Origin of the sequence: Amycolatopsis sp. CB00013, from assembly GCF_001905755.1 — a bacterium.
Taxonomy (GTDB): Bacteria; Actinomycetota; Actinomycetes; order Mycobacteriales; family Pseudonocardiaceae; genus Amycolatopsis; species Amycolatopsis japonica.
This window is the reverse complement of record NZ_LIWC01000006.1, coordinates 220,115-241,897: the sequence shown is the minus strand read 5'-3', so window position 1 is coordinate 241,897 and position 21,783 is coordinate 220,115. Positions and strand designations below refer to the sequence as shown.

The window sequence follows — 21,783 nt, the reverse complement described above, 5'->3', positions numbered from 1 at the left end:
GGTCCGCTTTCCGAGTTCGAACCGTTACGGCCGTCCGGGTCGCTGTCCTGAATCGGACAGGGTTTGGCGGACCTCTTGACCAGGTGGTCCGTTCTTGTCGAAGGTGAGCAGGCAGCGACAACGTTGTCAGGAGGCGGCCTTTCCCATGCCTGCACGCACTTCGACCCGCGTCGCCGGGTTGCTCACCGCGCTGGTCGTTCCCGCCGGGCTTCTCACGCCCGTCGCGGCGGCGGCTCCCGGTGGCGACCCCGTGGACGCGGTCAACACCTTCATCGGCACCAAGGACGACGGCAACACCTTCCCCGGCGCTTCGGCCCCGTTCGGGATGACGCAGGTCAGCCCGATCTCGTCGCATTACGCCGGCTACCGCTACGACGACACCGCGATCCGCGGCTTCGGGCATTTCTTCCTGTCCGGGGCGGGCTGCTGGGAGCAGGGCGGCCTCGTGTCGACCCTGCCCACCACCGGCGCGGTCGGGCCCGGCGCGGCGTTCGACACCGCGAAACCCGAGACGTTCGACCACAAGAAGTACGCCTCGCCGTACACGCACGAGGGCGAGGTCGGGAAACCCGGCTACTACAAGGTGCGGCTCACCGGTTACGGCGGCGTCGACGCGGAGACCACCGCGACCACGCGGACCGGTGTCGAGCGGTACACCTTCGCGAAATCGGGCGACGCGAACGTTTTCGTCAACGTCGGGCAGGCCAACGACAAGGAACCGGTGACGGCGAGCCAGATCCGCGTCGTCGGCGACCGGACGGTCGAGGGAATGGTCGAGTCGCAGGCGTTCTGCGGTGGGAAGCCGTACAAGACCTGGTTCACCACGACGTTCGACAAGCCGTTCAAGTCCTTCGGCACCTGGTCGCCGACGGGCGGCACGCCGGGCTCGACGGAGTCCGCCGGTGGTGAAGGGCTGCGCGGCGCGTGGCTGACCTTCGGTGGCGGGCAGGTCACCGCGACGACGGCGATCTCCCATGTGGACGCTTCCGGCGCCAAGCTCAACCTGGCCTCGGAGAAGGGTCGTTCGTTCGACGCGGTCCGCGACGGTGCCCAGCGCGCCTGGCGCAAGGAACTGTCCTCAGTGGACATCAAGGGCGGTACGAAGGACGACCGCACGGTGTTCTACACCTCGCTGTACCACGCGCTGCTGCAACCGTTGACCGGCAACGACGCCGACGGCCGTTACCGCGGGTTCGACGACAAGATCCACCGCGCGCTGGGCTGGACGTATTACGAGTTCTTCTCGTTGTGGGACACCTATCGCACGCAGAACCAGCTGCTCGCGCTCCTGCGGCCGTCGCGCGCGAAGGACGTCGCGAAGTCGGTGCTCGCCATCCACGACCAGGGTGGCTGGCTGCCGCGCTGGGCGTACGCGAACCAGGAGACGAACACGATGACCGGCGATCCGGTCACCCCGTTCCTGGTCGACCTGTGGCGTTTCGGCGCGCTGTCCGGGCAGGAGCTCAAGGCGTACCAGGCACTTCTGCAGAACTCGCGGGAGATCCCGCCCGCGTCCTCGCCGTTCCAGGGCCGCTCGGGCAACGCGAGCTACCAGAAGGACGGATTCGTCCAGTACGACAAGGACTTCCCGAAGAAGGGGCAGGACACCGACCCGAACCACGGCGCTTCGGCCACGTTGGAATACGCGCTCGCGGACTGCTCCCTGTCCATCATGGCCGCCGGTCTCGGCAAGAAGGACGACGCGAAGGCCTTGGCGGACAAGGGTCGCAGTTATCGCACCCTGTGGGATTCTTCGGTCAGCGATCGCGGCTTCACCGGTTTCTACCGCCCCAAGGTGACCGGTGGGGACTGGTTCAGCCCGGCGGACAAGCCGTACACCCCGCAGAGCCCGGACGGGTTCCACGAGGGCACGTCATGGCAGTACCAGTGGCTGACGCAGCAGGACGTGCCCGGCCTCGTCGAGCGGATGGGCGGCAAGGAGAACGTCGGCAAGCGGCTCGACGACTTCTTCGCCTACGGGGATCTGGTCAAGGATCCGGCGAAGACCGTGCGCGAGGAATGGGTCGTCGGCCCGTACAACTACTACAACCAGTTCCGCTACAACCCGAACAACGAGCCGGATCTGCACTCGCCCTGGATGTACACGCTGACCGGGCAGCCGTGGAAGACCTCGGCCGTCGTCCGCGCGGCGCACACGTTGTTCACCAACGCGCCCAACGGGGTCACCGGCAACGACGACCTCGGGACCATGTCCGCGTGGTACGTCTTCAGTGCGCTGGGGCTCTATCCGGCGGTGCCGGGCACCGGGCAGTTCCTCCTGAACGCGCCGCGGTTCGAGAAGTCCGTGGTGCACTTGGAGAACGGTCGTGACATCACGATCAAGGCCGACGGCGCCGACGGGGCAAAGCTCCAGTACGTCCAGGGACTGGGATCCGGTTCGCAGCGGGCGTATGTCGGGTTGGAACAGTTGACGCGCGGGACCACTTTGGACTTCGACCTCACCGCGGATGTGGCCAAGGCCACCTGGGCTACCGGCCCGGAAGGCGCGCCGAAATCGCCCTGCGCCGGGTGATCCGAGTGGTTTAGACCGGTTCTCGCCGGGGGTCGTGAGCAGCATCACGACCCCCGGTGTTCCGGTGAGGGCCGTCACGCCTCACACTGGTATTACCACGTCCGACAGTGCTGTTGACGTTCTTGGCGAGTCCGCCTTGGACAGTGCTCGTCGGACGTAGTCATGTGTGCACGCATAGTGGTGAGACCCCACAGGAGGAGAAAGTGTCCAGCAAGGCCGCTCTAGTATTCCGCGTGGCCGCGGTAGCCGAAGCCCTCTCCTGGGCCGGGCTGCTGGTCGGGATGTTCCTCAAGTACGCCGTCAAGCTCGGCGAGGGCGGCGTCCCCGTCCTCGGCATGGTGCACGGCGTCGTGTTCGTCCTCTACGTGCTGGTCTCCCTGTCCGTGGCGAAGCCGCTCGGCTGGCGTCCGAAGACCCTGATCCTCGCGCTGCTCTCCAGCATCCCGCCGCTGTTCACCTGGCTGTTCGAGTCCTGGGCGCTGCGCAACGGCAAGCTCGACGGCCCGCAGCGGCTGTCGCACGGTGGTGTCGGCCTCTTCGCGGCCAAGTCCGCGGAACCCGCCGCCGTCTGATTCTTTAGCGCGTGAAGGCCCCCTTCCCTCGGCTCAGCCGAGTGAAGGGGGCCTTCACGTACTTCCGGGGTTATTCGGTGAAGTCGCCGGTGGCTTTGCGGACCTTCGTGAGCAGGTCGGTCAGCTGCTCGGTCTGCTTGCCGGTGAGCCCGGTCAAGCCGAAGTCGATCTCGGTGACCGCCTTCGTGGCCTCTTCGCGGCGTGCGCGGCCTTCGTCGGTGATCTCGACCAGCGTGGTCCGGCGGTCGGTCGGATGCGGCACGCGTTTGACCAAGCCGTCCTTCTCCAGCCGGTCGACGATGTTGGTGACGCTCGTCGGGTGCAGCTGCAGCCGCTCGCCCATCACGCGCATCGGCAGATGGGACGCGCGGGCGAAGGTCAGCAGGACCAGTGCCTCGTACCGGGCGAAGGTCAGCCCGTGGGGTTTGAGCGCGCCGTCCACCGCGGACTGGATGATCTGTTGCACGCGCATGATCCCGGTCACCGCGGCCATGGTTTCGGAAGGCCCGATACGGGCTTCCCACAGCTGCGCCGCGCGGGCGATCGGGTCGAACGGCAACGGACGGCTCATGGCGCTCGAAGTTACCAGCGGGTACCCGTGCCATGCCGCACCACCGGGTGTTATGCGTGGAAAAACCGTCTGAATGAGGAGCGAAAGATGATCGTGGCCTTCAGTGTCAGCCCGTCCGCGGCCGAGGAGGACGGCGGTGTCAGCGAGGCGGTCGCCCGCGCGGTGAAAGTGGTCCGCGAGTCCGGCTTGCCCAATTCCACCAACGCGATGTTCACGAACATCGAGGGCTCGTGGGACGAGGTGATGGACGTCGTCAAGCGGGCCGTCGAGGCCGCGGGCGAGGGATCGTCGCGGGTCGGGCTGGTGCTCAAGGCCGATATCCGTCCCGGCTACGAAGGCCAGCTGACCGCGAAGGTGGAGCGCGTCGAGAAGCACCTGAGCGACTGAGTCAGGGGAGTGGCGGGGTGAACGAGACCAGCCACAGCTTGTCCTTGACCGCGACGGCCACCGGATAGCCGAAGGAGCGGCCGTCGCCGAGCTTCCCGCTGACGGTGGCCGAGGTCGGCGCGAGATCGTCCGGCGCGAACTTCACCGTGACGTCGTGGGCGCCGCGGCCGGCCAGCGTGTCGATATAGGACTTCGCGAAGTCGCCCGCCGACGCGGGCGGGTAGTCGATGAGTCCGGAGAGGGCCTCGACGTCGTGCTCGTTGAGTGCGGCGGTGAGGCCTTCCCGGAGCTGCCCGGGACTGGCGACACCGGGGTCGGGTTGATGGGCGATCAGGACCGTGATGACGCTCACCCACGTGACGGCGATGGCGATCGCGATGGCCACGGTGGCCGTCCTGCGTGTCGGAATGTCGATCACCCCCTCGTGGCGAGCCTGCCGGAACACCGGCGTCCTGCCAAGCGGGCAGCCGGGGGCATGCGGTGAAACGCTCGGGGATGCGTGCCAGGATGGAACCCGTGACACACCCACGCGGATCAGCATCGAAGACGGCGGCCCTGTCCGCCGCGCTTTCCGGCGCGGTCGACCTTTCCGCGCTCAAGGCGCGTGCCGAAGCGCCCCAGAAACAGCCTCCCGCCCCACCTCGTCCGGCGGACGGTGCCGCCCCCGCCGCGGGTGGTGCCGTGATCGACGTCACCGAGGCGACCTTCCAGACGGAGGTCGTCGAGCGCTCCTTGCAGCAGCTGGTGGTCGTCGACCTGTGGGCCGAATGGTGCGGCCCGTGCAAGCAGCTCAGCCCGGTGCTGGAGCGCCTCGCCGCCGAGTCCGGTGGCGCCTGGGTGCTCGCGAAGGTGGACGTCGACGCCAACCCGCGTATCGCGCAGCTCTTCGGCGCGCAGTCGATCCCGACGGTCATCGCCATCGGTGGCGGCCAGCCGGTCGACGCGTTCTCCGGTGCCCTGCCCGAACCCGAGATCCGCAAGTGGCTCGGTTCACTGCTCGACGCGCTGCGCGACCGGCTGCCCGGTATCAAGGCCGCCGAGGAGAACGGCGGTGGTGTCGAGGTGCCGGAGGACCCGCGCTTCACCGAGGCCGAGGAGGCCTTCGAACGCGGTGACTTCGCCGCGGCGCAGGCGGCCTACGAGCGCATCCTGGATGTCGAACCGGCGAACGAAGAGGCCAAGACCGCGCTCGCGCAGGTCAAGTTCACCGCGCGCGCCGAGGCCGCCGGCCCGGACGCGATCGCGAAGGCCGACGCCGACCCGGCCGACCTCGACGCCCAGCTCGCCGCCGCCGACCTCGAGGTCGCCGGGCAGCAGCCCGAGGCGGGCTTCGCGAGGCTGATCGACGCCGTGCGGCGTACGGCGGGCGACGAGCGCAACAAGGTGCGGGAGCACTTGGTGGCGCTGTTCGAACTGTTCGACTCGGCGGACGAGCGCGTCATGAAGGCGCGCCGGGATCTGGCGAGCGCGCTCTACTGAGGTTTCTTTCGGTACCCGAACGCCATGAAAGGTCCTTTCCTTGCAAATTTTGCAAGGAAAGGACCTTTCATGGCACTTCAGGGAGCGATGACCGGACCGTTCAGCCCGATCAGCCGTACTGGGTCGAGCAGACGGACGAGCTCTCCAGGTAGCCCTTCCGCAGGGCCTCGAGCCGCTCGAAACCGTTGTCCACGCGCTTGCCGTTGACGTCGGCCGAGACCAGGCTCTCCGGGCTCAGCAGGTCCGAGATGGCCTCGTCGAGGTCACCGGCCGAAAGCCGCAGCGTCGCACCGGGCACGGTGCTGGCCTTCGCCCACGCGCCGACCAGGCAGGCGGTGCGCAGTCCCGCGTTCGCGTTGTCGATCGACGCGCCGACACCCTTCTGGATGCCCATCGCGTACCGGGACGCGATCTCCGAGAACGCGGCGAAGTCGCCCTTGCCCTCGCTGTGCCCGCTTTCCCATTCCGCCTGCTGGTCGACCGGCTGGGCGAGTTCCCGCAGCTTGGCCATGTCGATGCTGACGGTGTTGTTCGACGGGCAGTACGACGCGGGCGGGGTGCTGGGGCCGCCGGGGCAGCTGCCGTTGCCGTCCTCGGTGATCTCCGGGCCGGGCACGCCCGCGCCCTTGAAGGCCTCGTCGAGGCTCTTCTTCAGGATCCCGATGATCTCGGCGTCGAGCTTCTCGTCGCCCTTGCCCTTGTCACCCTTGTCGAACGGGCGCTCGGTGATCCGCGCCTTGATGTTGTCCTCGTTCATCGCGGCGCATTCCTTCGGGCCCTTCTCGAACCCGACCTGGAACGCGTACGTGCGGTCGAACGCCGTGCCGTGCGCGCCCTGTTTGGTCGCGCTGGTGCCCGCCTGGTCGCGGATCAGGAACAGCGACGCCATGACCTGGTTGAGGCCTTCGGACGTGGAGACCCGGTAGTACTTGCTCTTGTCCTCGGCGACCCAGCGGAAGTAGCCGCCGGCGAAGCAGTCGGCCTGCTGTTCCTTGACGATCGACGGGGTGTTCTTCTTGATGCCCGCCTTCTCGGCGAGCCGGTACTGCACGGCGTGCCCGAGTTCGTGCGACAGCACGACGGCGCCCGCCATCTTCCCGAACCGCTCGCGCAGCATCGGGAGCAGCACGCCGCGGTCCCACGCCACCAGGTCACCCGGCGGGCAGTAGAACGCGTTGACGAGCTTCTTGACGCTCCCGCATTCGGTCTCTTCGTCGTCGGTCTTCGCGCTGTAGGACAGCAGCGACTTCAGCGGCTCGTACGGCTGCCCGAAATCGCGCGGCATGACCTCGGTCCAGTAGGCCTGCGAGTCGGCGATCGCGGCGATGGCCAGCTGGTCGTCTTCGGAGCCGTCCTCGTTGCGGACCTGCAGGTCCGGCTTCGGCGCGTTCGGCTTGAGCCCGCTCTCGAAATGCGTGATCGGCAGGCCGGCGACGTCACCGGCGCCCGGCTGGCTGCCTTGCTGACCGGTCGAGCTTCCCTTGTCGCTGCAAGCGCTCAGCCCGAGGGCCAGCACCGTCACGACCGCGATCAGAGCCGGGCGGCGAAAGCCCCGCGCTCCCCCTTGGATCATGTTCACTCGCTTGTCGTCAGGGCCCCGACCGGGCCGCGTACTCCGGCAAGCACGGACCCTACCCAGCGCTTATGGCCCGCGTGCAGGTAATCCCCGAAGTGGGTCTTGAGCGGGGCGGGGGCCCTGCCGATATGGTCGCTCCTCATGAGAGCAGTCCGCCGGTTCACCGTCCGCGCGAGCCTGCCGGAGTCGCTTTCCGGCCTCGGTGACCTCGCCACGAATCTGCGCTGGACCTGGCATCCGCCCACGCGCGACCTGTTCGCGTCGATGGACGCGGAGCTGTTCAACCGCGTTCGCGATCCGCTGCGGATGCTCACCGCCCTGCCGCCCGCCCGGCTCGACGAACTCGCCGTGGACGACGCGTTCCTCGCCCACGCGCGCGAGGCGGTCGCCGATCTGGACCGCTATCTCGCCGAGCCGCGCTGGTATCAGAAGCAGGACGACCCCGATCTCCCGCCGGCCGTCGCGTACTTCTCGATGGAGTTCGGCGTCACCGAGGCGCTGCCGAACTACTCCGGCGGCCTCGGCGTGCTCGCCGGGGACCACCTCAAGGCGGCGTCGGACCTCGGGGTGCCGATGGTCGGCGTCGGGCTGCTCTACCGCGCCGGGTACTTCCGGCAGGCGCTGTCCCTCGACGGCTGGCAGGTCGAGCACTACCCGGTGATCGACCCCAACGCCTTCCCGCTGGAACTGCTGACCGACGGCGGCGAACCGGTGCTGGTCGACGTCGCGATGCCCGCCGGGCGGACGCTGCACGCGCAGATCTGGAAGGCCCGCGTCGGCCGGATCCCGCTGCTGCTGCTGGACACCGACACCGAGGCGAACGACGAAGACCTGCGCGCGGTCACCGACCGGCTGTACGGCGGCGACGCCGACCACCGCATCCGGCAGGAGATCCTGTCCGGGATCGGCGGTTTCCGCGCGGTGCGGCGCTACTGCGAGCTGACCGGGCATCCGCAGCCGAAGGTGTTCCACACCAACGAAGGCCACGCCGGATTCCTCGGGCTGGAGCGGGCCCGCGAGATCATCCAGGCCGACGGGCTGGCGTTCGACGAGGCGCTGCCCGCCGTCCGCGCCGGCACCGTGTTCACCACGCATACGCCGGTCAGCGCCGGGATCGACCGGTTCCCCGTCGACCTGGTCCAGCGGTACTTCACCGACGGCAGGCTGGTCCCGGACGTCGACCCGCGCCGCGTGCTCGCCCTCGGCGCGGAGGACAACCCCGGCCTGTTCAACATGGCTCATATGGGCCTGCGGCTGGCCCAGCGCGCGAACGGCGTCTCGGCCCTGCACGGGCGCGTCTCGCGGCGGATGTTCTCCCGGCTGTGGCCCGGGTTCGATTTCGACGAGGTGCCCGTCTCGTCGGTCACCAACGGCGTCCACGGGCCGACCTGGGTGGCGCGCGAGCTGAGCGCGCTGCTCGGGCGCAACCACGAGGAGCTGGGCCTCGACGGGGCACAGGGCAAGCCGCTGCGGGACGGCGTCACCGACGAACAGCTGTGGGCGCTGCGGCGGGAGCTGCGCGAGAAGCTGGTCGCGGAGGTGCGGCGCCGGGTGCGGGCCGCGTGGATGCAGCGCGGCGCGTCCGCGCTCGAACTCGGGTGGACCGACACGGTCTTCGACCCGGACGTGCTGACCGTCGGCTTCGCGCGCCGAGTGCCGACGTACAAACGGCTCACGCTGATGCTGCGCGACCCGGATCGCCTGCGCGCGCTGCTGCTGGACGAGCGGCGCCCGATCCAGCTCGTCGTCGCGGGCAAATCGCATCCGGCCGACGAGGGCGGCAAGCAGCTGATCCAGCAGATCGTCCGGTTCGTCGACGATCCCGAGGTCCGGCGCCGCATCGTCTTCCTGCCGGACTACGACATGTCCATGGCGCGCTACCTCTACCGCGGCTGCGACGTCTGGCTGAACACGCCGGTGCGGCAGCTGGAGGCGTGCGGCACGTCGGGGATGAAGTCCGCGCTCAACGGCGGTCTCAACCTGTCCATCCGCGACGGCTGGTGGGACGAGTGCTACGACGGCAGCAACGGCTGGGCGATCCCGACCGCGGACGGCGTCACCGACCCGCTGCGCCGCGACGAACTGGAGGCCGCGGCGCTCTACGACCTGCTGGGTCACCAGATCGCGCCGCTGTTCTACGACCGCGGCGCCGACGGTGTGCCCGGCGGCTGGCTGTCGATGGTGTGGCACACGCTGGAGACCCTCGGGCCGCGTGTGCAGGCTTCGCGGATGGTGCGGGAATACGTCGAATCGGGTTACCTGCCCGCCTCCCGGATGGTCGCCGAAGCCACGGGTGACGGCTACCGCGGCGCGTTGTCGCTGGCCGACTACCGGACCAAACTGGACGTTTCCTGGCCGCGGGTGCGGATCTTCGACACCGAACTGCTCGTCGAGGATTCCGCGCCGATGGTCACCGGCACCGAGGTGACCATCCGGGCGCGGATCGACCTCGCCGGCCTGGAACCGTCCGAAGTGGACGTCCAGGCCGTCGTCGGGAAGGTGGGCGACGGGGACGAGTTGAGCGACCCCGTCACCGTCGGCATGTCGGGCGACGGCATCGGCGCGTTCGCGGCGCGGCTGAAACTGCCGCATCCGGGCTCGATCGGCTACACCGTCCGCGTGCTGCCGAAACACCGTCTGCTGGCCACGCCTGCGGAACTGGCCCGCGTCGTCCACGCCTGAATCACCGCAGGAACGGCGCACCGGTCCCGTTCGGGTACCGGTGCGCCGAGACGTATCCGGCGTACCGCGCGTATTCCCATGCCTGGGCGAAGTGAACGAGTTCCGCCTGCCGGCGCTGATGCCACCGCGCCGAAACGAGCCAGCCCGCTCCGGCACCGAGCAGCATCGCCAGCCCGGCGATCACGACGAGTTCCATTCCGTGCTCCTGATTCCCGGCCGCTCGATCAGCGGCTGTCGCTTCGACGCTAAGCAAAGAGATCGTCTTCGCGCATCCCTTGCGGGACCTTGGCCAGGAAGTGGTCAGGAGACGTACGTACGGTTTTCATTTGCCATCGATCGGTCATCCCCGCCCGTTGTCAAGTCGGTGGCAAACAAAAGGCGAACCCAGGCCCGGATGGTGTCCAATAAATGGCAAAAGTGCAGGTGAAAGCCGCTTTATCGAGCGATTGGGGGTGATTCGTGCGGCGCATTGTGATCGCCTAGGCTCTTCGACTTGAGGTCGCACAGGGGAGGAATGGTGACTTCGACGAGGAAAAGAAAAAAACCCGAGGACAGCGTGCTCGGGATCCACAAGCGCAACGGCATCTGGCAGGACGGGCTCGCCACGGTGATGGGGCCGGAACTGCTCGAACGCTGGGGAATCGCGGAAGACGCCGAGGCGTCACGCGTGCGGGAGATCGTGCTCGTGCGTTTGAACCGGGTGCTGGACCAATTCCGGAAACCCGAAATGCCCGTGATCGTCTGGACCGCGTACAACCTCGGTGCCGGTTCGCCCGGCGAGGAAAGCGGCGTCGTCCGGCGGCTCGAAAGGCTGGTCGGGCAGGGCGAGGTCGAACGCAGTGTCCGAACCTGCACCCGGCGGTTCAACGACGTCTTCCTGCCGGCCGTGGTGAAGAGCTTGAGCGGCGGGCAGAGCGCGATCACCGACGGGGATCTCGCCCGGGCTTCGCGCTGGCTGGCCGCGAACATCCGGCCCGGTGCACCGGAACCCGCGGCGGCCGCGGGCGGACTGTCCACGGCCATCAAAAGGCTGCGCGCGCCGATGGAACCGGTGCTGAAGATGTTCCTCGACGGCACTGTCCACGGCCCCGCGGACGGCGAGGGTGTCCCGCTCGCGGCGAAGCTCGGTACCCAGGGCGAGTGGCTGTGCGTCTTCACCGGAGAGGGGCTGCTGGCCGCGTATCGCGAGTCCGCCGGTGCGGGGTGGCCCAGGATCGGCCGCTGGACGGGCCGGGACGTCGTGCGGACGGCCGCGGGCCGGATCTTCCCGACCGGGATCCTGATCGATCCGAGTCCGGTGATGGGAGCGGGGGCCGACGCCACCTTGCCCCTCCCGCCGGAGGAGATCGCCAGGCTCGCCCGTGAATGCTGATCCGAGACGAGGACACCGGACATGATCGATTTCGAGGCCGTTCCCGACGAACTGGGCCGGGCGGGCGACCGGCTCCACGACATCACCGAGATGATCACCAGGCAACCGGCGCTGAAGTTCAAGGCGACGGCGAGCGAAGCGGGGGATCCCGTGCTCGTGGCGGCGCTGGAGAGCTTTCAGGAGGCTTCCGCGCACAGTGTCACCGTTCTCGCCGAGGACGTGCGGCGCCTCGGCGACCGGCTGGGCAAGGCAGCGCGGGACTACCGGAACGGTGAAGAAGCGGCGGTCGAGAAGGTCAACCTGATCGATGCCGCCGAAAGCCTCACTCGGCGGGCCCGCGCCTTCGACGCCGGGAACGTCAACACCATCCAGGCCGTTCTCGGCTGAAGCGAAGAGGACGGACGATGAAGCCGGAAGACCCGGACGGGCCGAGCGCGCCCTGGACGGCTGGGACGGTCAGCGTGCTCCGAAGCGAGGCGGAACGCCTGCGAGCGGTTTCCCGGTCGTTGGAGGACCAAGCCGTCGAGGTACGCCAGATCGATCCTCATGGCTGGTCCGGTCCCGGACACGACGCGTATCTGGGCCGCCGGGCCGAGCTGACCGCCCGGTGCCGGGTGGTCGCGGAGGAGCACGGCCGCGCCGCGCGGGCGCTGGACGATTTCGTGGCGGTCCTGGAGCAGTTGACCAGGAACGCTCGGGACACTTCGGATCCTTCGCTCGTGCGGAGACTGATCGCCCAGCGGACCGAGGCGGCGGCACGGGCCGCGGCCACGCTCACCGAGGTGGGCAAGGATCTGGCCGCGTTGAAGACGGTGCTCGGTGAGGTCGACCGGAGCGTGGTCCGGGAACCCCGGCCCGCTCGCGAAGCGAAGCCGATTTCACCGCCGCCCGACGCGGTCACCGGTCAGACTGGGCTCGCGCCCGCGTTGCTCCTGACCGACCCGGCCGAATTCGACCGGCGGACACAGGGACTGAGCGACGCCATGTGGCGATTCTGGTCGATGCCGCCGCTTGTCAAGCCGGTGGCGAACAAAGGAAACCCCTGATTCTCGATTTTCCCCGAACAATGCGGGAAAGCCCGGTGAAATAGACTTTGCCGGGCCGATCGCGAATCGCGGAGGAATGGTGGCTTCGGCGAAGGAAACGAAAACATCGCGCAGGGCCAAGGACCGGCTGCACCATGTCCACGCCCGCGCCGGGATCCGGCAGGACGGCCTGCGCCGCGCGCTGGGGCCGGAACTGCGGGACATCTGGGGGATCGCCGAGGACGCCGAGGCGGGCCGGGTGCGCGAAATCGTCCTGCTGCGGCTGAACCGCGTTCTCGAGCGGTTCGCCGACCCGCTCATGCCCGAGATCGTCTGGACCGCGTACAACCTCGGCGTGGATCCGGTGAACGGCGGGGCGGGCATGGTCGGCCGGATCCGGACCATGGTCGGCCGCGGCCGGGTCGCCGTCTCCGAACGGACCTGCACCAGGCGGTTCTACGACTTCCTGGGGAGTGTCAAGAACAGCCTGGACGGCTTCCAGGAGGACCTCACCGGCGAGGACTTCAGGCTCGCTTCGCGATGGATCGCCGAGAACGTCCGTCCCGAACGGGAGCGAAATCCGAGCGAGCCCGTGCCGTCGGTGATGCGGATGTTCCTCGACGGCACGGTATGCGGCCCGGCGGACGAGGCGGGCGCGCCGATCCCGGCCCGCCTCGGCGCGCACGGGGAGTGGCTCTGCGTCTTCACCGACGAGCGTCTGCTGGCCGAGTACCGTGCGGTCACCGGCGCGGGCTGGGCCCGGATCCGGCACCGGACCGGCCGCGAGGTCGTGCTCGCCGCCGCCGGTCGCGACGCGGCGACGGGGGTGCTGGTCAACCCCAGACCGACGCGAGGCGCCGGGATCCACGCCGCGCTCCCGCTCTCCCCGGACTCGATCGCGCGGCTCGCGGTCCGCCGCTAGGGAACGGCGGGCGTGCCGCCTTCCCGGATCGGGAGGCCGGCCGAACGCCAGGCGCGGAACCCGCCTTCGAGGTCGGTCGCGCCCGGCAGGCCGAGCCGCTGCAGGTCCGCGGCGGCGAGGCTCGACGAATAGCCCTCGTTGCACACGACGATCACCGTCGAGTCCGGTTTCACCTGCGGCAGCCGCCACTCGCTGTCCGGCGCGAGCCGCCACTCGAGGTGGATCCGCTCGACGACCACCGAATCCGGGATCTCGCCCTCTTCGAGCCGGTTGACGTGGGGGCGGATGTCCACGATCAGGGCGCCGTCGCGCTGCAGGCGCAGCGCCTGCTCGGGCGCCGCCCGGTCCAGTCCGGCCCGGGCAGCGGCCAACAGGTTGTCGATAGCGCTCATCGGCCCAGTATCGGGGCCAGCGAGGGGATCTCGGCGGGAACGTCGGCGAGCGTGCGGTATTCGCGGGTCGCGACCAGCGGCGGCGAGTAGGCGTGGACGCTGGCGGCGGGCTCGGTGCCGATGCCGGTCACCTGGTGCGCGCGCCCCGCGCCGAAGCCGATGCCCTCGCCCGCGACGTGCGTGCGGCGCCGGATCGGGCCGCCGGGGTAGCGGTACTCCTCGCCGAGTTCGCCCTGCAGCACGGTGAACGAGCCGGACGCGCCGCCGTGGTCGTGCGGTTTGGTCTGCTGGCCGGGCAGCCAGGACAGCAGCCACAGTTCGACGCCGTCGGTCAGCGCGAGACGCGCCCACCAGCGGTGGTCGGCGTCGAAACGCAGCAGGCCGCGCAGGCCCGAGGTCAGTTCGGTGGCGACGGTGGAGGTCAGGTCGGCCAGTTCCCGCGGCGTCCACAGCAGACGGTCGGGGTGCAGCAATTCCGGCAGCAGCGGGTCGACCAGCTGCGGATGGATCTCGAAGTCCTGGCGCGGGGTGATGGACGTGGTCACGGTGAGGCTCCTCGTGAAGGTTCGCGGGCTCGGAAGCAGGGCCGAACGCGGCGCGACACGGGAGTGCCGTCGGAAGAGTGAGGACTCAGCCGTGTCGCGCGGTGGTACACCCGCACGAGGCGACGAGCAGCAGGTCGATGGCCCGGCGGCGCCAGAAAGAGCCCCCGATGACGGGGAAGGCGGCGGACACGGACCTGATCACGTGCTCGATGCTGCCACAGCGGCCGCTTCCGGGTCGCTTCGTCCCACTCCCTGGACCAGCCGCTTTCCACCGACCGGCGGCCCGGTGCACACACGCGCGCGAGTGCGGACACAATGGGCGCGTGAGCGAGCCGATCCAGCCCAGCGAACTTGACGACCTCGTGGTGAGGATGACCGGTGTCGGGGTCCGCCGAACAGGCAACGACCTCCTCGCCGACCTCGATTGGACCGTGGAACTGGACGAGCGCTGGGTGGTGCTCGGCCCGAACGGCGCGGGCAAGACCACCCTGCTCCGGCTGGCCGCGGCCGAACTCCACCCGACCTCGGGAACGGTCGACCTGCTCGGCGACCGGATCGGCAAGGTCAACATCTTCGAGCTGCGCCCGCGGATCGGGTTCACCTCGGCCGCGATCGCCCAGCGTGTGCCGGGTGAGGAGCGCGTCGTCGACGTCGTGGTGAGCGCCGGGTACGCCGTCGTCGGCCGCTGGCGTGAGGAATACGACAGCCTCGACACCGACCGCGCCCTGGAGCTCCTGGGCGCGCTCGGCATCGCACACCTGGCCGAGCGCACCTTCGGCACGCTTTCGGAGGGTGAGCGCAAGCGGACCCTGATCGCGCGTTCGCTGATGACCGATCCGGAGATGCTGCTGCTCGACGAACCCGCCGCGGGGCTCGACCTCGGCGGCCGCGAGGACCTCGTCGCCCGTCTTTCGGAGCTGGCCCTCGACCCGGAGGCGCCCGCCATGGTGCTCGTCACCCATCACGTGGAAGAAATCCCGCCGGGGTTCACCCACGCGCTGCTGCTGCGCGACGGCCGCGCGGTGGCGTCCGGGCTCGTGGACGACGTCGTGACCAGCGACAACCTGTCCAAGACGTTCGATCAGGACCTGCTGCTCGAACGGTCCGGTGATCGCTTCTTCGCCCGTCGCCGCTGACGGGTCGTACTGACCGGTAGCCTGCAATCTGTCTTGGACGGTTAAGGAGGACGGCGTGGGAGAGTTCGTAAGTCTCGAGGTCGAAGGCGGGGTCGGCACGATCCGGCTGGACCGCCCGCCGGTCAACGCGCTGAACAACCAGGTGCAGGCCGAGCTGGCCGAGGCGGCCCGTGAGGCCTCCGAGCGCGACGACGTGCGCGCCGTGATCCTCTACGGCGGTGAGAAGACCTTCGCGGGTGGCGCGGACATCAAGGAGATGGCCGAGCGCACGTACCCCGAAATCGCGAAGTTCGGCGCCGCGCTGACGGCGTCGCTGGCCACCATCGCGAACATCCCGAAGCCGGTCGTCGCGGCCATCACCGGCTACGCGCTGGGCGGCGGCCTCGAACTCGCGCTGACCGCCGACCGCCGCATCGCCGGCGACAACGTCAAGGTCGGGCAGCCCGAGATCCAGCTCGGCGTCATCCCCGGCGCCGGCGGCACGCAGCGCCTCGCGCGGCTCATCGGCCCGAGCAAGACCAAGGACCTCGTGTTCACCGGCCGGTTCGTGAAGGCCGAAGAGGCTCTCGCGCTGGGCATCCTCGACGAGGTCGTGGCGCCGGACGACGTCTACGCCGCCGCGCACAAGTGGGCCTCGCAGTTCGCGAACGGCCCGGCTGTCGCGCTTCGCGCCGCGAAGGCCGCCATCGACGGCGGTCTCGACACCGACCTCGCGAGCGGCCTGAAGCTCGAATCCCACCTCTTCGCCGCGCTCTGGGCGACCGAGGACCAGCGCAACGGCATGAAGTCGTTCATCGAAAACGGCCCCGGCAAGGCCACCTTCGAGGGGAAGTAAGCGCGATGACCCAGGTGAACGATCCGGCGCCGAATCCGCACGCCACCGCCGAAGAGGTCAAGGCCGCCTTCGACGACCCCAAGCTCGCCAACGTGCTCTACCACGACTGGGAAGCCGGGACCTACGACGAGAAGTGGTCCATCTCCTACGACGAGCGCTGCATCTCCTACGCGACGGACGTGTTCAACGCCGTCGCCGGTGAAGACGGCCAGCCGTACCCGACCGCGATGGAACTGGGCAGCGGCACCGGTTTCTTCCTGCTGAACCTGATGCAGGGCGGGGTGATCAAGAAGGGTTCGGTCACCGACCTCTCGCCGGGCATGGTGCAGGTCGCGCTGCGCAACGCCGAGAACCTCGGCCTCGACGTCGACGGCCGGGTCGCCGACGCGGAGCGGATCCCGTACGAGGACAACAGCTTCGACCTCGTCGTCGGGCACGCGGTGCTGCACCACATCCCGGACGTCCGCGCGGCGTTCGCCGAGGTGCTGCGGGTGCTGAAGCCGGGCGGCCGGTTCGTGTTCGCGGGCGAGCCGACGAAGGTCGGCGACTTCTACGCGCGCAAACTCGGCCAGATCACGTGGTACCTCACCACCAACCTGACGAAGATCCCGGTGCTGAACGGCTGGCGCCGTCCGCAGGAGGAACTCGACGAGTCCTCCCGTGCGGCCGCCCTGGAGGCCGTGGTCGACATCCACACCTTCGACCCATCCGACCTCGAGTCGATGGCCCGCGGCGCGGGCGCGCAGGACGTCCGCGCGGTCACCGAGGAGTTCGCCGCGGCGCTGGCCGGTTGGCCGATCCGCACCTTCGAGGCCGCCGTGCCGCAGGAGAAGCTGACCCTGCGCTGGCGTCTGTTCGCGTACCGGCTGTGGCTGCGGCTGTCCGCATTGGACAAGAAGCTGCTCGCCAAGGTGCTGCCGCGCGAGCTGTTCTACAACGTGATGATCACCGGTACCAAGCGCTCGTAGGTTGCCGTACCACTTCACGCTCGACGACGTCGCCTTCCTGCGCTCCGGCGCGGGAAGCGCGGCGCTCGCCGCATGCTCGTCCCTGCCGCTGACCGACAAGACCCGCATCGCCGACGTCGCCGCCGTGCGCCGGATCGCCTCGGACCACGCGGCCGCGGTGCTGGAAACGGTGGTGCTGCGGCGGAAGTCGTCGGCCAAACTGGACTCCGCGGGTTCGTGGCTGTTCACCGGCGACGCCCTTCAGCAGGCCAGCGCCACACTCGTCGCCCGGCACCGGGCTTCGCGGCTCGCCGGCCGCGACGTCCACGACGTGACGTGTTCGGTCGGCGCGGACCTGGTCGAGATCGCCCGCGTCGCCGCGAAGGCGCTGGGTTCGGATCTGGACGAGGTCCGGCTGGCGATGGCACGGCACAACGCCGCCGCGGCCGGGGTTTCGCCCGCGTTGCTCAGGGCCGACGCGCTGCGGCCGGTCAGCCGTTCTTCGGTCGTCGTCGCCGACCCGGCTCGTCGTGACTCCGCCGGACGCCGGGCGTGGAAGCCCGCCGACTTCCTGCCACCGCTGGACGGTCTGGTCGAGGCGTATCCAGGCCGCGAACTCTCGGTGAAATGCGCGCCGGGGCTCGATTTCTCCATCGCGCCCTGGGCGGACGAGGTCGAACTGGTCTCTCTGGACGGTCAGGTCCGCGAGGCGTGCCTGTGGCGCGGCGTGGGTTCGACGGTGTCGCGCCGCGCGACGGTGTTGCGTTCGGACGGTGCACAGTGGACGGTCACCGACGCCGATCCCGACGAGATCCCCGTGCGCGAGCCGGGTGAATGGATCGTCGACCCCGACGGCGCCGTCGTCCGTGCCGGACTCGTGCGGCATTACGCCGCACGGCACGGTTTGTGGCAGCTCGACGAACGCATCGCGTACCTGACCGGCGACACTCCGCCGCCGGGAATCCGGGCGTTCCGGGTGTTCGAGCACGGACCGTACAGCGAGAAGAATCTTCGTGTACTGCTGAAAAAACACGATATCGGTCGACTGGAAATCCTCGTCCGCGGTCTCGACATAGACCCGGATGCCTTGCGCCGCAAGCTGAAACCTCGCGGAGGTGAAGAAGCTACTTTGGTTCTGACCAGAATCGGTCGTTCTGGAGTAGCGTTCCTTTGCCGCGCACAGCTGACGTGAGGAGCATTTCCATGAGCCGGTTCACCGGTCTGCTGAAACTGGCCGCCGCCGCGGCCGCCGGAGCCGTCCTCGCGGGCGGCGCCACCGCCGTCGCGAACACCGACGACGCCACCTGGCGGCGCGGTCACGAGCCCGCGAACATCGGCCGGGTCAAACTCGACGTGAAGGCCTACTACGGCGATGTCGTCGGCAGCGACGGCAAGCACGGGTACTCCGAGGGCAGCCGGTTCGTCTCCGACACGAAGCGCCAAGTCGAGGACGCCAAGCGCTATCTCTCGCGTCGGCTGGACCGCGGCGTGAAGAACCCCGCCGTCGTGTTCGACGTCGACGACACCGCCGAAGTCACCTACGGCTGGGAAGCGGACAACGACTTCGGCTTCGACCCGAAGAAGCAGCAGGAAGCGATCGACAAGGGCACGTTCGTCGCGAACAAGCCGGTGCTGGAACTGGCGAACTGGGCCGCGCAGCGCGGCGTGAAGATCTACTTCCTGACCGGGCGCAACGAGTTCCAGGGCCCGCAGTCGCTCAAGAACCTCGCGAACGAGGGCTACCCGGCGCCGGCGGGGGCGTTCTTCAAGCCGAAGACCACCGCGCCGGACTACCTGCCGTGCGGGCTGACCTGCACCACCGTCCAGTACAAGGCGGGCACGCGGAAGCACATCGCCTCGACCGGGGCGACCATCCTGGCCAACTTCGGCGACCAGTTCAGCGACCTCGAAGGCGGATACGCCGAATTCCCGGTCAAGCTGCCGAATCCGATGTACTACCTGCCCTGACGGGAATATCCGCGCGTTCGGCGTCGCTGTGCCCGGTATGTCTGACAAAAAGGTGTTGAAGCCCAGCGCGGACCACCCGATCACGGTGGCGCCGAACGAGGCGCGAGTGGTCGTCACGATCGGCGGCAAGGTCGTGGCGGACAGCGCGAACGCGCTCACCCTGCGGGAGGCCAACTACCCGCCCGCGCAGTACATCCCGCGTGCCGACGTCGACTTCGACCTGCTGGAGCGGACGGACCACTCGACGTACTGCCCGTTCAAGGGCGACGCGTCGTACTACAGCATCCGCACCGGCGACGGCCTCGCCGAGAACGCCGTCTGGACCTACGAGGCGCCGCACGAAGCGGTCGCCGAGATCAAGGACCACGTGGCGTTCTACCCGACGAAGGTCGACTCGATCGAAGAGCGCTGACCCCCTCACGGGAGCTGGTTGATCCGGTCCCCGTCGGCCGCGAGCGAGGTGTCGGACTCGATGCGCCAGGCCTCCAGACCCGGCGCGTCCAGCAATGCGTCGATCAGGGCCTCGTCACCCGCGACGAGGGTCGAATCGAAGTCGACCTCGGTGGCGACGCACCACGCGCGGTCGTCCGGCCAGAACAGGTTGGGCGACTGCGCCTCGAACCAGTTCGGCCGGGGCCGCCAGCCGAGTTCGGTCGCGGCCGTCAGCGGCCCGTGGAACAGCAGGTAGTCCCGGCCGGGATGGCGCAGGCGAGGCGCGGCGAGGTGTTCGCGCGACAGCGTCGCCTCGTCGGCCCAGCCGTAGCCCTCCCAAAGGCAGAACCAGCCGTTCAGTGTGCTCGTGTGCCGGCCGAGCACGGCCAGCAGCGCGGTGAGGCTGTGTGACGGCAGCGAGCCCCGGTCCGGCGGGGAGCCCCGCCAGAGCGAGCCGGTGAGATTCACCGGATCCGGGGAGCCGACGAGCGCGTGCCACTGCATGGCGGCGTGGGCCCGGCGCCCCGTCTCGGCCGCGGCTTCGCGCCAGCTCGCCCAGCCGCCGCGATCACGCTCGGCGGGATGGCAGACACGCGCGTACGCGGCGTAGCCACGCGGAACCGTGCGGCCCGCCGCGCCGAACGCCCCACCGAGCCTGGGGGAGATCCACTCGGCGGGGGACGGGTCGAGCACCGGCAGCAGCACGACGGCAAGTCTTCAGCAAGATCAAGTGAAGCGCATCTTGTCGGTGGCCGGGGGCATACTGCCGGACGTGGGTGTTCCGCTGCGTCGACGGTCCGGTCGCTCGGTGTACCGCGAAAGCAGGCCGGTCGTGGCGGTGGCCGGCGTCGTCGAGAGCGTCTGGACGGGTGTGGTGGGCTGCCGTCGTCCGCTGAGGGTGTTCCCGGACGGTTGTGTCGATCTGGTCTGGGACGGGACGGTGCTGGCCGCGGTCACCACGGTGCGCGGGGTGCTACGGCACGAGCTGCCGTCGGCGGTGTGGACCGCCGGGCTCCGCCTGCGGTGCGGCGTCGGCGGTGCGGTGCTGGGCCTGCCGATGACGGAGCTTTCCGCGGGCGCCACCCCGTTGCGTGACCTGTGGGCCGCCAAGGCTCGTCGTGCGGAGTCCGAGCTGGCCGGATGCGGGACGCCCGGCGAGGCGCGGTCGGTGTTGGAAGCGCTGGTCGCCGAGAGGCTCCGGGATGTCGACGTGGACGGGCTGTCGATCGCGGCCGCTCGCGCGTTGAGCGCGCCCGGGGCCCGCACTGATCGGGTAGCGGCTCGGCTGGGTGTGAGCGAGCGCGGCCTTCGGCGGCATGTCCGGCACGACGTCGGCGTCGGCCCCAAGGAGTTGCAGCGGGTGCTGCGATTCCACGGGTTCCTCAAGCGGGTCGAGGCCGTGGCGCGCGACCAGGCGTCGCTCGCCGACGTCGCCGCCGATGTGGGCTACGCGGATCAGTCCCATCTCGGGCGGGAATGCCGCCGTCTGTCGGGCGCTTCGCCCGGCGCGCTCGTGCGGTCCTGGACTGGCCGAAACGTTCCAGACTGAGGCGGCCCGCCGAAGCGAAGATCGGGAAGTGCTCGAACCTTTCCGCGTCACCATCGACATCCGTACGGACGATCTCGACCTCAACGGCCACGTCCGCGGCCCCGCCTACCTCGCGTACGCCGATCACGCGCGCTGGGAATGCGTGTGGGCGGCCGGGGTGGACCCGCTGGCCTTGAAGGCGGGGAACCTCGGCCCGGTCAACCTCGAAACGACGATCCGGTTCCGTCGCGAGCTTCGTGCCCGTGCGCGGATCGACGTCCTGACCCGGTTCGTCTGGGAGCCGGGCAAGGTGTCCCGGGTCGTCCAGGAGTTCGTGGCGCCGGACGGTGCCGTCGTGGCCGAGGTCGAAAGTGTCTCCGGACTGCTGGATCTCGAGTCGCGGCGCCTGGTCCCGGATCCGGGACGGTATTGGCGGAAATACGCTTCACGGCCGGAGGTCCTGGGCTTGCCGTGACTCGGTCACCCGCTTTTCGTAGAGGCTGGTGGGCCATTTCGCTTCAGGCGGGTCCGCCACGTGCTCGAATCCCGCGCGCTCGTAGTACCCGCGCAACGCCGGGTTGTCCCTCGTGGTCGCCACGCGGACGAAGGTCTTGTGGTGAGCCGCGGCCTTCTCGCCGACCCAGCCGACGATCCGGATCCCGAGCCCGGCCGCTTCCCGCGCCACCGCGAGGCCCGACGATCAGCAGCGCCTCACCCACCCGGATCTGGTGCCGCACCGAATCCACGGGAAAGCGGTGCGGCCATTGGTGAATCCCGCGCGCGGCCAGCCAGGCCGCGGCTTCGGCGAGGAGATCGAGGACCACGTCCTCCTCGCCCGCCCGCGCCGGGCGGATGGTGGCCTCCGGGGTGAGCGGCTCGGG

General features: G+C 69.4%; 25 protein-coding genes. 17 read left to right on the top strand and 8 right to left on the bottom strand.

Annotated elements, in window-relative coordinates:
• Window positions 1-145 precede the first annotated feature (145 nt).
• Complete coding sequence (locus AMK34_RS34555; RefSeq protein ID WP_073848164.1) at window positions 146-2,533, top strand: GH92 family glycosyl hydrolase; 2,388 nt, start codon at window positions 146-148, stop codon at window positions 2,531-2,533.
• Between the two features lie 203 nt (window positions 2,534-2,736).
• The gene (locus AMK34_RS34550) at window positions 2,737-3,105 is read left to right on the top strand and encodes a DUF3817 domain-containing protein (protein ID WP_037341771.1); all 369 of its coding nucleotides are present in this window, start codon (window positions 2,737-2,739) and stop codon (window positions 3,103-3,105) included.
• A 70-nt stretch (window positions 3,106-3,175) separates the two neighbouring features.
• Here the strand turns inward: AMK34_RS34550 and AMK34_RS34545 are convergent, their stop codons facing one another.
• A complete protein-coding gene (locus AMK34_RS34545) occupies window positions 3,176-3,676 on the bottom strand; it encodes a MarR family winged helix-turn-helix transcriptional regulator (protein ID WP_037341773.1) in 501 nt (166 codons plus the stop codon).
• An 87-nt stretch (window positions 3,677-3,763) separates the two neighbouring features.
• Between AMK34_RS34545 and AMK34_RS34540 the strand changes: the two genes are divergently transcribed.
• A complete protein-coding gene (locus tag AMK34_RS34540) occupies window positions 3,764-4,063 on the top strand; it encodes a thiamine-binding protein (protein WP_016336630.1) in 300 nt (99 codons plus the stop codon).
• A 1-nt stretch (window position 4,064) separates the two neighbouring features.
• On the opposite strand, the gene AMK34_RS34535 is transcribed toward AMK34_RS34540, so the two are convergent.
• Entirely contained in the window at window positions 4,065-4,481 is a 417-nt protein-coding gene (locus AMK34_RS34535; RefSeq protein WP_073848163.1) for a hypothetical protein, read from the bottom strand.
• Window positions 4,482-4,579: 98 nt separating this feature from the next.
• Between AMK34_RS34535 and AMK34_RS34530 the strand changes: the two genes are divergently transcribed.
• Window positions 4,580-5,542, top strand: coding sequence for a tetratricopeptide repeat protein (locus AMK34_RS34530; protein ID WP_038522617.1), 963 nt, complete (start codon window positions 4,580-4,582; stop codon window positions 5,540-5,542).
• A gap of 109 nt (window positions 5,543-5,651) precedes the next feature.
• On the opposite strand, the gene AMK34_RS34525 is transcribed toward AMK34_RS34530, so the two are convergent.
• Window positions 5,652-7,121 (bottom strand): neutral zinc metallopeptidase, encoded by a 1,470-nt coding sequence (locus tag AMK34_RS34525; RefSeq protein WP_083650089.1) that lies wholly within the window; start codon window positions 7,119-7,121, stop codon window positions 5,652-5,654.
• A 138-nt stretch (window positions 7,122-7,259) separates the two neighbouring features.
• Between AMK34_RS34525 and glgP the strand changes: the two genes are divergently transcribed.
• Window positions 7,260-9,800, top strand: coding sequence for an alpha-glucan family phosphorylase (glgP, locus tag AMK34_RS34520; protein ID WP_038509241.1), 2,541 nt, complete (start codon window positions 7,260-7,262; stop codon window positions 9,798-9,800).
• A 1-nt stretch (window position 9,801) separates the two neighbouring features.
• Here glgP and AMK34_RS34515 read toward each other — a convergent pair whose 3' ends face one another.
• Entirely contained in the window at window positions 9,802-9,996 is a 195-nt protein-coding gene (locus AMK34_RS34515; protein WP_073848162.1) for a hypothetical protein, read from the bottom strand.
• A gap of 318 nt (window positions 9,997-10,314) precedes the next feature.
• Between AMK34_RS34515 and AMK34_RS34510 the strand changes: the two genes are divergently transcribed.
• The 4 genes from AMK34_RS34510 to AMK34_RS34495 all read left to right on the top strand — a co-directional run bounded on the left by AMK34_RS34510 (window position 10,315) and on the right by AMK34_RS34495 (window position 13,119).
• Window positions 10,315-11,172, top strand: a complete 858-nt coding sequence (locus tag AMK34_RS34510; RefSeq protein ID WP_073848161.1) for a hypothetical protein — start codon at window positions 10,315-10,317, stop codon at window positions 11,170-11,172.
• A gap of 21 nt (window positions 11,173-11,193) precedes the next feature.
• Window positions 11,194-11,559: a hypothetical protein gene (locus AMK34_RS34505; protein WP_073848160.1), complete on the top strand. Its 366-nt coding sequence runs from the start codon at window positions 11,194-11,196 to the stop codon at window positions 11,557-11,559.
• 17 nt (window positions 11,560-11,576) lie between these two features.
• Window positions 11,577-12,218, top strand: coding sequence for a hypothetical protein (locus AMK34_RS34500; RefSeq protein WP_038509245.1), 642 nt, complete (start codon window positions 11,577-11,579; stop codon window positions 12,216-12,218).
• Window positions 12,219-12,294: 76 nt separating this feature from the next.
• Window positions 12,295-13,119 carry a hypothetical protein gene (locus AMK34_RS34495; protein WP_038509246.1) on the top strand — a complete coding sequence of 275 codons (825 nt, stop codon included), beginning with the start codon at window positions 12,295-12,297 and terminating at the stop codon, window positions 13,117-13,119.
• On the opposite strand, the gene AMK34_RS34490 is transcribed toward AMK34_RS34495, so the two are convergent.
• Window positions 13,116-13,511 carry a rhodanese-like domain-containing protein gene (locus AMK34_RS34490; protein ID WP_016336620.1) on the bottom strand — a complete coding sequence of 132 codons (396 nt, stop codon included), beginning with the start codon at window positions 13,509-13,511 and terminating at the stop codon, window positions 13,116-13,118. The genes AMK34_RS34495 and AMK34_RS34490 overlap by 4 nt on opposite strands.
• Window positions 13,508-14,056: a cysteine dioxygenase gene (locus AMK34_RS34485; RefSeq protein WP_038509248.1), complete on the bottom strand. Its 549-nt coding sequence runs from the start codon at window positions 14,054-14,056 to the stop codon at window positions 13,508-13,510. Before AMK34_RS34485 ends, AMK34_RS34490 begins: the two co-directional genes overlap by 4 nt.
• Window positions 14,057-14,379: 323 nt before the next feature.
• Here AMK34_RS34485 and AMK34_RS34480 point away from each other — a divergent pair, with 323 nt between their 5' ends.
• From AMK34_RS34480 to AMK34_RS34455, 6 genes are read left to right on the top strand one after another with little or no spacing between them, the layout of a single operon-like run.
• Window positions 14,380-15,192, top strand: coding sequence for an ABC transporter ATP-binding protein (locus AMK34_RS34480; RefSeq protein ID WP_037341789.1), 813 nt, complete (start codon window positions 14,380-14,382; stop codon window positions 15,190-15,192).
• 55 nt (window positions 15,193-15,247) lie between these two features.
• The gene (locus AMK34_RS34475) at window positions 15,248-16,027 is read left to right on the top strand and encodes an enoyl-CoA hydratase/isomerase family protein (RefSeq protein ID WP_005167845.1); all 780 of its coding nucleotides are present in this window, start codon (window positions 15,248-15,250) and stop codon (window positions 16,025-16,027) included.
• 5 nt (window positions 16,028-16,032) lie between these two features.
• Window positions 16,033-16,995, top strand: coding sequence for a class I SAM-dependent methyltransferase (locus AMK34_RS34470; RefSeq protein WP_073848159.1), 963 nt, complete (start codon window positions 16,033-16,035; stop codon window positions 16,993-16,995).
• Window position 16,996: 1 nt separating this feature from the next.
• Entirely contained in the window at window positions 16,997-18,166 is a 1,170-nt protein-coding gene (locus AMK34_RS34465; RefSeq protein ID WP_073848158.1) for a THUMP-like domain-containing protein, read from the top strand.
• Window positions 18,167-18,177: 11 nt separating this feature from the next.
• Entirely contained in the window at window positions 18,178-18,942 is a 765-nt protein-coding gene (locus tag AMK34_RS34460) for an HAD family acid phosphatase (RefSeq protein WP_073848157.1), read from the top strand.
• A gap of 37 nt (window positions 18,943-18,979) precedes the next feature.
• Window positions 18,980-19,354, top strand: a complete 375-nt coding sequence (locus AMK34_RS34455) for a DUF427 domain-containing protein (RefSeq protein ID WP_073848156.1) — start codon at window positions 18,980-18,982, stop codon at window positions 19,352-19,354.
• A gap of 5 nt (window positions 19,355-19,359) precedes the next feature.
• Here AMK34_RS34455 and AMK34_RS34450 read toward each other — a convergent pair whose 3' ends face one another.
• Window positions 19,360-20,079 (bottom strand): hypothetical protein, encoded by a 720-nt coding sequence (locus AMK34_RS34450; protein ID WP_038509253.1) that lies wholly within the window; start codon window positions 20,077-20,079, stop codon window positions 19,360-19,362.
• 67 nt (window positions 20,080-20,146) lie between these two features.
• Here AMK34_RS34450 and AMK34_RS34445 point away from each other — a divergent pair, with 67 nt between their 5' ends.
• Window positions 20,147-20,923 (top strand): helix-turn-helix domain-containing protein, encoded by a 777-nt coding sequence (locus AMK34_RS34445; RefSeq protein WP_073848407.1) that lies wholly within the window; start codon window positions 20,147-20,149, stop codon window positions 20,921-20,923.
• Window positions 20,924-20,951: 28 nt separating this feature from the next.
• The gene (locus tag AMK34_RS34440) at window positions 20,952-21,377 is read left to right on the top strand and encodes an acyl-CoA thioesterase (protein WP_073848155.1); all 426 of its coding nucleotides are present in this window, start codon (window positions 20,952-20,954) and stop codon (window positions 21,375-21,377) included.
• On the opposite strand, the gene AMK34_RS43645 is transcribed toward AMK34_RS34440, so the two are convergent.
• Window positions 21,348-21,587: a hypothetical protein gene (locus tag AMK34_RS43645; RefSeq protein ID WP_241832931.1), complete on the bottom strand. Its 240-nt coding sequence runs from the start codon at window positions 21,585-21,587 to the stop codon at window positions 21,348-21,350. The two genes, AMK34_RS34440 and AMK34_RS43645, sit on opposite strands and share 30 nt — an antisense overlap.
• Window positions 21,588-21,783 lie beyond the last annotated feature (196 nt).